Origin of the sequence: Moraxella sp. CTOTU49097 (genome assembly GCF_032064105.1) — a bacterium.
Classification (GTDB): domain Bacteria; phylum Pseudomonadota; class Gammaproteobacteria; order Pseudomonadales; family Moraxellaceae; genus Faucicola; species Faucicola osloensis_B.
This window is the reverse complement of record NZ_DAMBOA010000008.1, coordinates 20,608-33,767: the sequence shown is the minus strand read 5'-3', so window position 1 is coordinate 33,767 and position 13,160 is coordinate 20,608. Positions and strand designations below refer to the sequence as shown.

The window sequence follows — 13,160 nt, the reverse complement described above, 5'->3', positions numbered from 1 at the left end:
TAATTTAACACGCTATAGCCAACAATTTTTTGATGATAATCGTTACTATTTGGCTATACTTTAAAAAATAACAATGTTAGCATAGCCCAAACTTTTATTTTGATTTTATTTAATAATTTATCGCTATTTGTTATTGCTATTTCATCTATCATCAAGGAAGGACTGTCATCATGTCATATAGCCAAGTGCCTTATAAAAAAGCGTCTTGTAAAAAAGCGCTATGTAAAAAGTCGCCTTATAAAAAAGCGTCTTATAAAACAGGCATGCTAACTGCGCTCACCATCGCCCTATCTGCGTGTGGCGGCTCAGGTAGTGAGACTGTCGACAATGCCCTAGACGACGCCAATGATAGTTATAAAAACATTGCAACGGATATCCGTACTGCCTACAAAAAAGTCGAGGATAAATTAACCAATAAAGAAAAAAGCATGGCTGAGATTTTACAAAGTATCTTTTTGCCCGAAGACAGCTTAGATAATTTTTTGGACAAAATCACCCCAGAAGGCGGTAAAGGGGGGTTGTATGTTGGCTATTTTGTAGAAGACAACGACAACGAGCCCAATGATAGCGACTTGGGCGTGGTGTATTTTGATATTGGCAATGATTATGCCGCCTCAGTGTATGGTCAAATGAGCTATCAACAAAAAACTTGCCAAGACCCAAACACCTTGACCACAGAAAAAATCTCTATTAAAACTGACGAAGCGATCGGTGGTGTGCTGTCTGGCACACTCGACCCAGCAGCAAAATTTGATAATACGGTGCTTAAATTTTTACAGTTTGACGAATTAAAAACCTCTGTGGCGGGCATGCCATTTAATGGCGATTATGATAGCAATCGCGATTATTGGGATGGTCAATATAGTTATCAGGTCGGTATCGATTTTGGCAAACAATTATCTGATAATAAAGACGGCTGTGATGTCAACTATACCTTAGGCGGTGATGGCGATTTTAAAGTATTGCCACTCACCGCTACTATCGGCAATTTAGGCGTTAATCTTACGGGGACAGGTAGTACTCTAAACCTCAATTGGACTGCGCCTGCCAACACCGCTCGCACGCTTGTCACCCAAATCAATTTGGATAAAGCCACTGACCGTGGTATGGGTTTTGTACGTACTAACCAATTAACCTATGGTACTACTTTTACACCCTTTGTGGATGCCACCAAAGCCAATTACGCGTTTGTGGTACAGACCTTTGATGCGACCAATAAACTCACAGGCTATCAAGCCATGATAAAAGCGCTTTAACAGCTATTGTTAAAAAAAAGCCTTTATCAAATTGTAGCAACATTTGATAAAGGCTTTTTTATGTTGACGCTATCACAATCAAACGCTAATTTTTTTGACCTATATTTTGTTGACCTGTTAAACAATAAATTAAACAATAAAAAATCATGCCGCAAAATCTGTTAAACTGCCGCCTTTATTGAATTTTCAACGAATATTTGGTCATTACATGCTGTCAGCTATTGCTCGTCAAGACTTAAAACAATTATTTGTCTTGACCTTACCTATTTTAATCACCCAGATTTGCCAGTCAGGACTCGCCTTGGTCGATACTTTACTCGCTGGGCAAGTCTCCGCGCTAGATTTATCAGGTGTGGCAATCGGCGCGGGTATTTGGATGCCCACGTTTTTGCTGGCGGTTGGTATTTTGCTTGCCACCACGCCATTGATTGGGGAAGCGATTGGTCAACAGCAACTACAAAAAGTGCCGTTTATCACCCAACAATCGCTGTGGCTGGCGCTTATCATCGGTATGATAGGGTTTGTGGCGGTCAATCAGCTGCATTATTTGTTTGATTGGATGAAGGTACCGAAGGATATTCAGCATATCGCGCAAAAATTCTTGTTTGGTATCTCTTTTGGGTTTCCTGCAGTCTGTCTATACACCTCGCTGCGCTGCTACACCGAAAGCTTAAAACATCCTACCGTGGTCATGGTGATTAGCCTCATTGGTTTGATTTTAAATGTGCCGCTCAGCTATGCGTTTATTCATGGCGTCACCCTCGGTGAAACTATGCTGATTCCTGCTATGGGCGGCGCAGGCTGTGGTTTTGCCTCTGGGATTGCGTTATGGATAAATTTATTGATGTTGGTAAGCTATTTGACTTTGAGTCCCCAGTCAGATTTTGCCAATCAACGGTTTTTTGCCAATTTTGCCGGCATGGATTTTGCTCAGTTGCGTCAGCAATTATCGATTGGTATTCCCATTGGCATGTCGATTTTTTTTGAAGTGAGCGCGTTTAGTCTAGCTTCCATTATCATCAGCCCACTGGGTGAAATCGCGGTGGCAAGCCACCAAGTAGCGTTGACGATTTCATCGCAGTTATTTATGTTCCCGTTTTCAGTCGCGATGGCGCTCACCATCATGGTGTCAAATCGCTATGGCGCCAAAGATTACCGAGAGCTTAAACGCATCAAGCTCATCGGCATTGCCGTAGCCACATCATTTGCGGTGATTAGCATGCTGTCAACTGCCATTTTTCGGCAAACCCTGCCAACTTTCTTTAGTGAAAATCCCCAAGTGATTCAGCAAGCTGCGCTATTGTTATGGTTTGCCACCGTGTATCAGTTGTTTGATGCCTGGCAGGTCAATTTTGCGGGGATTTTGCGCGGTATACAAGATACCACAGTGCCGATGTTTATCACCTTGTTTTGCTATTGGGTGGTGGCGATTCCGCTGGGTACCTATTTGGTGCGCCATACCGATATGGGGGCTAAGGGATTTTGGATCGCGCTGGTTGCGGCGCTGGGATTGGCGTCACTGCTGTTAGGGACGCGTTTATTACGTCAGCAAAAACGCTTAAAAATGGCTTGGCAATAAAAATAAGTCGGTAATAAAAACGACTTGAAAAAAATGACTGGCAATGATTAGAAAATTCGCTTAGGCTATTTATTGTGGGTTATTCGTTATGGGTCATAGATTGATGACCATGTTTGCGGTATTCAACCGATGATTTTTATAGCGATTTTAAATTAAAAATAAAGTAGAAATAAAGTAGAAATAAATTAAAAAAGGGCTAACTAACGCCCTTTTTTATCGTTCATGAAAGTTTGTTAATTAAAGTTCTCGCCAGTGAAGATACCATCAAATAGCACACTGGTTAAATAACGCTCACCACTGTCTGGCAAAATAACCACAATGGTTTTGCCTTGCATCTCAGGGCGGCTTGCTAGTTGATACGTCGCCTGTAGCGCTGCACCGCAAGAGATACCACATAAAATACCTTCTTGGGTCATCGCCCGTCTTGCCCCTGCAATCGCATCATCGCCAGTTACTGTGATGACTTCATCAAGCAAATCAAGCGCAAGATTTTTTGGGATAAAGTTGGCGCCAATCCCTTGGATTTTATGCGGACCTGGGGTAATGGGTTTACCTTCACGCGTCTGGGTAATAATCGGTGATTCCGCAGGTTCAACCGCGACGGTATAAAGCGGCTGATTTTTGATTTGTTTAAAATAACGGGCGATACCCGAAATCGTCCCGCCTGTACCCACGCCTGCCACTAGCGCATCGACCTTACCACCTGTGGCATTAAAAATCTCAGGTGCGGTGGTTTTGACATGGGTGTCTGGGTTGGCAGGGTTATCAAACTGTTGCGGCAAAAAGTATTCGCCAGGATGGTTGTCATGGATTTCTTGCGCAGCTTCCACCGCCCCTCTCATACCTAGCGAAGGCTCAGTGAGTACCAAATGTGCACCCAACGCAGCCAGCACTTTACGGCGCTCCATACTCATCGAGGCGGGCATGGTCAGCGTGATTTTATACCCTTTGGCTGCTGCCACAAACGCCAGCGCAATCCCCGTGTTACCGCTCGTCGGCTCGATGATTTGCATACCTGGCTTTAATAACCCTGCTTGCTCGGCGGCTTGCACCATGCCCGCACCGATTCGGCATTTGACCGAAAACGCCGGGTTACGGCTTTCGATTTTGGCAAGCACGGTCACCCCCTGTGGCATGATATGATTAAGACGCACCAGCGGCGTGTTACCAATAGCATCGGCATTGTTGGCATATACCGCTGTGCCAAGATTAGCGGGTGCGGTGTAGTGATCATCAGGTTGTTGTAGCATAAGTATTCCCTTTTTTTTGAGGTATTGTTGAATGATTTTACGGCAGTGATTTTGCGGTGTCTAACACCATTTGGTAAATTCTATATATCAAAAAGCGCTAACGCACGGGGCTGTAACACAAGGCTGTAACACGGTGCTATAAGCAAGTCTATTAAACGTTTATAGACCATGTTTCTAGCCTGTCGATTAATCTTTCCTATTAAACTTTCCCATTAAATTTTATTATTAGCTTGGCGCTGTACTACGTTTAACCAAGCTTGCATCGCTGGGGTCAGTGGTCGGTGTCTTCGCCATGCCATCACCATTTGCCAAGTCAAATTGGGCTGGACGAGCGGCAGGCAAACCAGCTGTTTGTCATCGAGCTTATCGGTGTAATATTTGGGCAGTAGCGTCACCCCCATGTTTTTTTTCAACAATGTCGTCAATAGTTGCCATTGGTTGGTGTGGCAAACGATATTGGGTTCAAAGCCGATTTTTTGGCATTCTTCGACAATCATTGAGGTAAATGACGAATGGGACGCAAACAACATCAACGACGCATTTTTTAAAGATTTTAAAGTCACTTGTTTGATGGTATTGCCCATATGCTGTCGGTGTGCCACCATCATAATGGGATAATCGCATACTGGGATACAATCAAAGTCCTCCTCAATCGGTTGCATCAAGGTACACACATCAAGCGTATCATCGAGCAAGGCTTGTTTTAACGACTCTGCGCCATCTTCTAGCAACGACAGCTCAATATGGCGATGGGTTTGATAAAACTCAAAAATCGCATCGCTCAACAACTCACCCCCGAGCGGTGACAACCCCAGCCGCAGCTGCCCGCGGTCCATGTGCTGATATTGCGTCACCGTCTGCTCAAGGTAGCCGACATGTTGCAGCACCGTCTGCGCCTGCTCATATACCAATGCACCTATTTCGGTCAGCGCAATATCCCGCTTGCGGCTCATCAGTTGCTTATCAAACAGCGCCACGCCCAGCGTATCTTCCAAATTAGAAATGGCTTTGGTGACTGTTGGCTGCGTCAAACTCAATGTATCGGCAGCATGAGAAAATCCGCCGGTTTTTACCACAGTGATAAAGCATTGAAGTTGTTTTAAGGTCATCATGTTTTTGCACTGCCCAAAATAGCGTTATAGCTTTGTTTTGTAGCTTTATAACTTTATAGTTTTTTAGCCTTATAGATTTTACGCATAATTTTAAAAATATTATTCATATTTTTTGTTAACGGTTTTTTTATACTAGATATCTTCATTGTTGATGACTTGTTTACCGTGAAACGCGCTATGAATCTTCCGACTTTTCAGCAGCTATTACCCCATAAACTGGTGCCCCATAAACCGCTACGCCATAAACTGTTACCCCATAAAATAGACCTGATGTTACAACAGCCACTGGTCAAAATTTTACTGCAAACCACCCTCATTGGTGTGGTATGGGGCGCGGCTGACATCCTCAAAAAGTTATTTAACCTCCCTATGTCATCTGGCATCTTGGGGCTGTTTTTGATGTTGGGATTACTATTGACTCGGGTCATTAAACTCAACTGGGTCAATGTCGGCGCTAAGTTTATCTTGGGCGAGTTGGTGCTGTTATTTATCCCGCTGATGATGTCGATTACCCAATATCAGCAGTTATTTTTTGCTCAAGGTTGGCAGCTGATGATTACCATTGTCGTGAGTACGGCACTGGTGATGCTGAGCTCTGCCCTCACTTTTATGCTAGGCAATCGTGTTAAGCGCGCGTTGTATCGCCGCACGCACCATGCACATCACTAATCAAAAATCATTAATCATTAATCATTAATCATACCAATCGTAATTTACTATGAATATTATCTCTATCGGCTGTTTACTTTGGACTATCTTGGCGTATGTTTTAGCAAAGCGGGTGTATGCCCGTTTCCCAAAATTTTGGCTCAATCCTGCCATCACGGTGGCGACAGTAACGATTGTTTTGATGATTGTGCTGGGGATTTCTTACCAAACCTATTTTGCCGATACCGCTTGGATTGTTGAGTTGTTAGGCCCTGCCACCGTGGCATTTGCCATACCGATTTATCAGTATCGTCAATTGATTTACCGCTATGCTGCCGTGCTTGCGGTGTCGATTGTGGTAGGTATGTTGGTGGGTATTGCTAGCATCATGGTGTTTGCTCGCGTGTTTAAATTTGATGCCACTCTCACCTACAGTTTGATGGCACGGTCAATCTCTACCCCATTTGCCATTGATTTGGCGCAGCAGATTCATGGTTCAGCGGCGCTCGTGTCGCTATTTACCTTAATTACTGGGGTGGTCGGCATGGTGATTGGCGATATGGTACTGGCCTGGTCAAAAATCCGTTTTCATCTTGCCCACGGCGTGGCATTGGGTAATGCATCGCATGGTTTTGGTACTGCAAGAGCCAGTCAGCGTCATGAAAGCGAAGGCGTGATTGCCAGTCTGACGATGGTATTGGCAGGGTTATTTATGGTGTTTTTTGGTCCTACGTTGATTCATTTAATGACGGCTATTTAACCCATACTTTTTAAGCTATTTAACACATGCCTTTTAATACCTGCTGTGATTTTACAACACCTCAAAGCTATCTACTCATGAAAACTTGCCAAAATGACGTATTAATATTTGCCAAACAAAATAAAATTAGCGACAATGACCTACCTTTTTTTGGATTGTAGGAAAAAATTATGTCATTACAACAGATTATTGAAGATGCGTTTGAAAACCGTGCCAACTTCAACCCCAATGACGCCACCGACGATGTGCGTGCTGCCGTTAATGATGTGCTCGCTCAGCTCGATGCGGGTACCTTGCGTGTCGCAGAAAAAAAAGACGGTGAATGGATCGTCAACCAATGGGTCAAAAAAGCGGTATTATTATCCTTTCGTCTGAACGACAACCGCATCATGAATGGCGGTCGTGACCTGCAGTTCTTTGATAAAGTCGAAACCAAATTTTCAGATTGGGGCGATGAACAATTTGCCAAAGCGGGCGTGCGCGTGGTGCCACCTGCCGTCGCGCGTAAAGGCTCATACATTGCCAAAGGCGCTATCTTGATGCCATCTTACGTCAATATCGGCGCCTATGTCGATGAAGGCACGATGGTCGATACGTGGGCCACGGTGGGGTCATGCGCCCAAATCGGTAAAAACGTGCATCTATCAGGCGGTGTCGGCATTGGCGGTGTTCTTGAGCCGCTACAAGCCAATCCAACCATCATTGAAGACAACTGCTTTATCGGTGCGCGCTCAGAAATCGTTGAAGGTGTGATTGTTGAGGAAGGCTCGGTGATTTCGATGGGCGTGTATATCGGTCAATCAACCAAAATTCTAGACCGCGAAACAGGCGAAATCAGTTACGGCCGTATTCCTGCAGGGTCAGTGGTCGTGTCAGGCAGTTTGCCAAGTAAAGACGGCTCGCATAGCTTGTACTGTGCGGTAATCGTAAAAAAAGTAGACGCGCAAACCCGCTCTAAAACCTCTATCAATGACTTGCTCAGAATGGACTAGATTTTTAGTCAAGATAACAGTAAATTATTTAAAGCAAATCAGCCATGGTTTGCTTTTTTTATACCTTTCAGCAAATTTTATAGCGCTTATCTTTATAGCCTTTATTAAAGGAAACAGTATGTCGTCACAACAAAACACCATCTATGACAACGGCATTGCGGTACGCAAACAAGTCATGGGCGAAGCGCATGTGGAGCGTGCCATGTCACAAGTCACCGAATTTACTGCGCCACTGCAAGACTGGATCAATGAACACGCCTGGGGTTCAACATGGCAACGCGACGACGTACTTGATCGTAAAACCCGCTCGCTGGTCACCCTCGCCTTTTTAATCGCGCAAAAATCCCCAACAGAACTAAAAGGGCATATTCGCGGGGCGATTAATAACGGTGCAAGCGTGGCAGAAATTCAAGAAGTGCTACTGCATAGTCTACCTTACTGCGGTGCGCCAGCGGCACAAGAAGCGTTTCGGGCAGCGCTAGAGATACTCACCGAGCTTAACTTAATTACCCCTGCCTCGTGACTGACTGTTGCCAGTTTTTAGCAAAAAAGCCCGTATAAAACTCATATAAAAAAAGCCCCCATTTTAGCTTTAAGCCATTTAAGCTCTGAGCAATGGAGGCTGATTGGAAATTACCTTAATCATGGGCGCAGACAATTCTAGTAATCTATCCCACAGGCGCCCTTATTAGGCTTTATTAATAAAGCTATTGATTAAACTATTGGCGAATTGTCAGCTGCAGCGTATAGTTGGGTGTTTTACCTTTGCGCGCAGCGTTACGAGTTTGGAGCACTCTGACTTGGTAAGTGCCTGTATAAGGCAAGATATAATCACCATGACTATCCAAGTGACTTGAATACTCCCCCAAATTTACCGAGTCGGGTAATAAACTGTTATTAAATAAATAAGTTTCAACATTGCCTGTGGTGACCGCTTTTAACCTTTGACCTTTTTTGGCATAAAAACTGTATTGGTCATAGCCATAGCCTTTGATTTTACCATGGTAGGTGGCACCTGACGCGCCTGCTTTAAATTTTACTGCCACAGCTTTAGCAGGTTTATCCGCCGCTGCCATGCTTGCAGTACTGGTGATGGTCAAACCTGCTATCAATGCAGCGGTCATCAGTTGTTTCATAATGGTTTCCTATTATTTGTCGTGTCATTTATATGCTCTGGCCCTTACTTTTTCATAAGATGCAAATTAACAGCAATTTTACAAGGGGAACAAGGGGCTAGCACCCAGTTTTTAATCGTGATATAACATTTTATTTTCCCTAAATGGTCAGCTTTGTATAAAATATGCCTTTGTATAAAATATGCAATAGTGCGATATTTTTACGGTTGATTTAGGTAATAATTGTGAACCATTCTTTAAGACGTATCGACATTCCCACCACTGACCCCGAAGCAGGACTTAAAGTCACTGAGATTTTTTATTCGCTGCAAGGTGAAGCCTTGACCGCAGGATTGCCGACGATTTTTATTCGCTTGACGGGCTGCCCGCTGCGCTGCGTGTATTGTGATACCGAATATGCCTTTGTCGGCGGCGAGCGCATGAGTTTGGCAGGGATTTTGGCAGTATGTCAGAGTTTTCCGTGCCAGCGTATTTGTTTGACAGGTGGCGAACCTTTAGCCCAGCCCAATGCAATCGCTTTGATGAATTTGCTACTGGCGCATGGCTACGAGATTTCGCTTGAAACTTCGGGCGCGCTGTCCGTGGCAGAGGTGCCAACGGCGGTATCTAAGGTCATGGATATCAAAACCCCAAGCTCTCAAGAAGCCGATAAAAATCTGTGGCAAAACCTTCCCTACTTAACTGCCCATGACCAAATCAAATTTGTCATTATGAATCGCGACGATTATGACTGGTCAAAACAAATCCTCGCAGACTACCAACTGGATAAAAAAGTCGCAACGGTATGGTTTTCTCCGATGTTTAATGTGGAAGAACGTCAAGCCAATGTACCTACCCTTGCCACTGACTTGGCAGAATGGATACTTGCCGATGCGCTGCCAGTGCGTTTTCAACTGCAACTGCATAAAATCATTTGGGCAGATGCCAAAGGCAAATAGCCGCTGTCAACTAGCCGCTGCCAAATCGTTAGAACACAACTTAGGGAAATATCAAGCCGATGGGAAAAATGATTGTTTGGGGGCTGATTGCGTCGGCTTTTTTTAGCACGTCGTTTGTACTGTATCAATTGATGAGTGTACAAGGCGGACATTGGTTTTGGTCAGCAAGTTTTCGCTGTTTTTTTATGTGGCTGTTGTTATCGGTTTTTATTTTACTGCAAAACAAACTCAATCCGTCCAAGCTACTAGAACTATGTAAACTATTTGTCAGTCATTGGCAGTTTTGGTGTGTGACGGGCGGCATTGGACTGGGCACGTATGGACTCCTAGCGTTTGCGGCGGATTATGCGGAAGGGTGGGTGATTGCCGCGACCTATTTATTCACTGTCGTAGCAAGCTTGGTGGTGCTGAGTTTTTTTGGGCAATCATTTCAAAAAAAGGTCATTGTCTATTCGGTGATTGTATTTATCGGTGTGGTACTTGCCAATGTGGGTGAAGGGTTAAGGCATAGCACGAGCCAAGGCACTGATTGGCATGCTTTGTTGCTATTTGGTGCGCTGCCTGCCTTTATTGCAAGTTTTTGTTTTCCCTTAGGTAATCAATTAATTTGGCAAGCAGGACAACCCAAAGGGGACTCTACCCATCATACCCATGCAACAAGCAAGGCAACGAGTAAATTGGCAACGAGCAATGAAACGAGCGAATTGGCAACGAGCAAATTGCTACAAAAAGTGCCGCAAGTGACTTCCCCACTGCTATCAAATCCTTTGCATAAAGTCTGGCTGATGTCGCTAGGGTCATTGCCGATGTGGTTGCTATTAGGCGTCATAGTACAACCGCCCGCGCCCAGTGTCTCACAAATGACCATTAGTTTTTTGGTTGCCTTGATGGCAGGTGTGCTCGGTACGACCACTTTTTTACATGCCCGTAGTCTTGCCAAACAGCCACAACAACTGGCCGCCGTTGATGCCACACAAGGCAGTGAAATTATTTTTGCGTTGTTAGGCGGTATGTTGCTGCTGCATACGCCCATGCCATCAGGCTTAAGTTTTGTGGGGATTGCGTTGGTGATTATTGGGCTTGTGCTGTTTGCCAAGCAACGCTAGCGGTAGTCCACGTTGTGATAGTTTGCTATAATGCAGGCACTTTTACGTTAACCCTTTATTTAACCGATTAGGATTATTTGATGAATACTTTGACCGCTCTTTCACCTATTGATGGTCGCTATGCCAGTAAAGTGGATAGTTTACGTCCTTACCTGTCAGAATTTGGCTTGATTCATGCCCGTGTGACGGTTGAAGTGCGCTGGTTGCAGACCCTTGCCAATCATGCAGATATTCATGAAATTCAGCCTTTTTCGGCAGCGACCAATGAGCGCTTGGACGCGATTGTAGCCAATTTTAGCGAAGCAGACGCGATGCGTATCAAAGACATCGAACGCACCACCAACCATGATGTCAAAGCCGTTGAATACTTTTTAAAAGAAAAAATTGCCGATATCGATGCGCTAAAAGACGCGGGTGAATTTATCCATTTTGCCTGTACCTCTGAAGACATCAATAACTTATCACATGCGTTGATGCTAAAATCCGGTCGCGACGTACTGGCGCAAACGATGCAAAAAATCATTGATGAGATTGCAGCCCTCGCCGAAACCCATGCCGACCAACCCATGCTGTCACGCACGCATGGGCAAACCGCAAGCCCAACGACTTTGGGTAAAGAAATGGCAAACGTGGCATACCGTCTGCATCGCCAGCTCAAGCAATTTAATAACGTAGAATTGCTAGGTAAAATCAATGGTGCGGTGGGCAACTACAACGCGCACCTGTCAGCCTACCCACATATTGACTGGGCAAAAAATGCCGAAAACTTTGTCACCAGCCTTGGGTTGACCTTTAATCCCTATACCACCCAAATTGAGCCACATGACTATATCGCCGAATTGTTTGACGCGCTGCGCCGTTACAATACCATTTTGATTGATTTTAACCGCGATGTATGGACGTATATCTCCTTGGGTTATTTCAAACAAAAACTCAAAGATGGCGAAGTGGGCTCATCCACCATGCCACATAAAGTCAACCCAATTGACTTTGAAAACTCAGAAGGTAATCTGGGTATTGCCAATGCCATGCTCGCGCATTTGGGCGAAAAACTGCCGATTTCTCGTATGCAGCGCGACTTGACCGACTCAACGGTCCTTCGCAATATGGGAGTGGGTTTTGCCCATAGTCTGATTGCCTTTGACGCTTGCTTAAAAGGTATTGGCAAATTAGAGCTTAATGCCAATCGTCTCAATGAAGACTTGGAGCTTGCACAAGAAGTATTGGCAGAGCCAATCCAAACCGTGATGCGTCGCTACAATGTTGAAAAACCTTATGAGAAACTAAAAGCCTTGACCCGCGGTCAAGCCATGACTCGTGAGATGATGGTCAACTTCGTCAATGGTGATGAACTGACAGCCGTGCCAGAAGATGAGCGTCAACGTTTGGCTGATTTGACCCCTGCTACTTACACGGGCAATGCAGCTCAGCAAGCCAAAAACTTGAAAAATTTATTAAAATAGGACTTGTTCGCTCATCAAAAAGGACGCCTAAGCGTCCTTTTTTTACATAAATTTTTTTACATAAATTTGTTGATTAAACTTTGGGTTATTTTTTGGCATAGCCCTGTTGGTTAAGATAAGGCAGCACCTCGGGACGGACAGGTTTATCCAAATAACTTTCAATGGTTTGCACCCAATCTGACCCTGCTTGACCACGCGCCGCATAATATTCTGCAACGGTTTGGTTATACTGCTCTAATTCGGATTTGTTAGCGGGTTCATATTGGTTGGTGGAAACAACCAATGCCTTTGGCAAACGTGGACGCATGGCAGGGTTTTGGTCAGGATAACCCAATGCCATGCCAAATAGCGGCACCACGCCTTGTGGCAGTTTGAGTATGTCGCCCATACGTCTGATGTCATTGCGGATACTGCCCAAATACACACCACCCAATCCCATACTCTCAGCCGCTAGTAGCAGATTTTGCGCCATAATGGCTGCATCAACCGCCCCAACAATGGTGACTTCAGTCCAATCAATTTGCGCGTTGGGTACAAGGGTTTGATGGCGGTGGTTGTCCATACAAAAAATTAGTAGCTCGGCACAGTGCTCCACATAGGGATGACCGTATTTTTCCCCGTCTTTGGCTTGCTGGGCATCGGCACAAATACGGCGGATGTCATAGCGCTGCGTTGCATCTGTCACCCGAATAATGCTTGCCGACTGCAAAAATCCCGATGATGAGCCTGCCATCCCCGCTTCGATAAGCTGCTCAAACGTTGCTGCATCTATTGGCTGGTTGGTGAATTTGCGAATCGAGCGATGATTGAGTATCGTCTCTAGGGTGGGTTTACTGTCACTATGCTCACTATGCGTTGTCATGATTTTCCCTGTTATGGTTTGCCTTGTTATGGTTTGTGTTGTTATAAGTTGGGTTAGG

Annotated in this window: 13 protein-coding genes; 9 read left to right on the top strand and 4 right to left on the bottom strand. The window is 44.8% G+C overall.

Features of this window, described 5'->3' with window-relative positions; translation table 11 throughout:
• The first annotated feature begins 170 nt into the window (after positions 1 to 170).
• Both RT064_RS06630 and RT064_RS06625 read left to right on the top strand, forming a co-directional pair.
• Positions 171 to 1,256 (top strand): hypothetical protein, encoded by a 1,086-nt coding sequence (locus RT064_RS06630; RefSeq protein WP_313062548.1) that lies wholly within the window; start codon positions 171 to 173, stop codon positions 1,254 to 1,256.
• A 208-nt stretch (positions 1,257 to 1,464) separates the two neighbouring features.
• Entirely contained in the window at positions 1,465 to 2,835 is a 1,371-nt protein-coding gene (locus RT064_RS06625; protein ID WP_313062547.1) for an MATE family efflux transporter, read from the top strand.
• Between the two features lie 233 nt (positions 2,836 to 3,068).
• Here RT064_RS06625 and cysK read toward each other — a convergent pair whose 3' ends face one another.
• Entirely contained in the window at positions 3,069 to 4,085 is a 1,017-nt protein-coding gene (gene cysK / locus RT064_RS06620) for a cysteine synthase A (protein WP_313062546.1), read from the bottom strand.
• Positions 4,086 to 4,297: 212 nt separating this feature from the next.
• On the bottom strand, positions 4,298 to 5,197 hold the full coding sequence (locus tag RT064_RS06615; protein WP_313062545.1) for a LysR family transcriptional regulator: 900 nt from the start codon (positions 5,195 to 5,197) through the stop codon (positions 4,298 to 4,300).
• Between the two features lie 177 nt (positions 5,198 to 5,374).
• Between RT064_RS06615 and RT064_RS06610 the strand changes: the two genes are divergently transcribed.
• From RT064_RS06610 to RT064_RS06595, 4 genes are all read left to right on the top strand, one after another.
• Positions 5,375 to 5,866, top strand: a complete 492-nt coding sequence (locus RT064_RS06610) for a CidA/LrgA family protein (protein WP_313062544.1) — start codon at positions 5,375 to 5,377, stop codon at positions 5,864 to 5,866.
• A 49-nt stretch (positions 5,867 to 5,915) separates the two neighbouring features.
• Positions 5,916 to 6,605, top strand: coding sequence for an LrgB family protein (locus RT064_RS06605; protein WP_313062543.1), 690 nt, complete (start codon positions 5,916 to 5,918; stop codon positions 6,603 to 6,605).
• A 170-nt stretch (positions 6,606 to 6,775) separates the two neighbouring features.
• Positions 6,776 to 7,597, top strand: a complete 822-nt coding sequence (gene dapD / locus RT064_RS06600; protein ID WP_065252815.1) for a 2,3,4,5-tetrahydropyridine-2,6-dicarboxylate N-succinyltransferase — start codon at positions 6,776 to 6,778, stop codon at positions 7,595 to 7,597.
• 118 nt (positions 7,598 to 7,715) lie between these two features.
• Complete coding sequence (locus tag RT064_RS06595; protein WP_313062542.1) at positions 7,716 to 8,120, top strand: carboxymuconolactone decarboxylase family protein; 405 nt, start codon at positions 7,716 to 7,718, stop codon at positions 8,118 to 8,120.
• 196 nt (positions 8,121 to 8,316) lie between these two features.
• Here RT064_RS06595 and RT064_RS06590 read toward each other — a convergent pair whose 3' ends face one another.
• The gene (locus tag RT064_RS06590) at positions 8,317 to 8,733 is read right to left on the bottom strand and encodes a PPC domain-containing protein (protein WP_313062541.1); all 417 of its coding nucleotides are present in this window, start codon (positions 8,731 to 8,733) and stop codon (positions 8,317 to 8,319) included.
• A gap of 224 nt (positions 8,734 to 8,957) precedes the next feature.
• Between RT064_RS06590 and queE the strand changes: the two genes are divergently transcribed.
• The 3 genes from queE (at position 8,958) to purB (ending at position 12,240) form a co-directional block, all read left to right on the top strand.
• On the top strand, positions 8,958 to 9,671 hold the full coding sequence (gene queE, locus RT064_RS06585; protein WP_313062540.1) for a 7-carboxy-7-deazaguanine synthase QueE: 714 nt from the start codon (positions 8,958 to 8,960) through the stop codon (positions 9,669 to 9,671).
• Between the two features lie 59 nt (positions 9,672 to 9,730).
• Positions 9,731 to 10,777 carry a multidrug resistance efflux transporter family protein gene (locus RT064_RS06580; RefSeq protein ID WP_313062539.1) on the top strand — a complete coding sequence of 349 codons (1,047 nt, stop codon included), beginning with the start codon at positions 9,731 to 9,733 and terminating at the stop codon, positions 10,775 to 10,777.
• A gap of 80 nt (positions 10,778 to 10,857) precedes the next feature.
• Positions 10,858 to 12,240, top strand: coding sequence for an adenylosuccinate lyase (purB, locus tag RT064_RS06575; RefSeq protein WP_313062538.1), 1,383 nt, complete (start codon positions 10,858 to 10,860; stop codon positions 12,238 to 12,240).
• An 85-nt stretch (positions 12,241 to 12,325) separates the two neighbouring features.
• Here purB and nfsA read toward each other — a convergent pair whose 3' ends face one another.
• A complete protein-coding gene (gene nfsA, locus RT064_RS06570) occupies positions 12,326 to 13,102 on the bottom strand; it encodes an oxygen-insensitive NADPH nitroreductase (protein ID WP_313062537.1) in 777 nt (258 codons plus the stop codon).
• Positions 13,103 to 13,160: the final 58 nt, after the last annotated feature.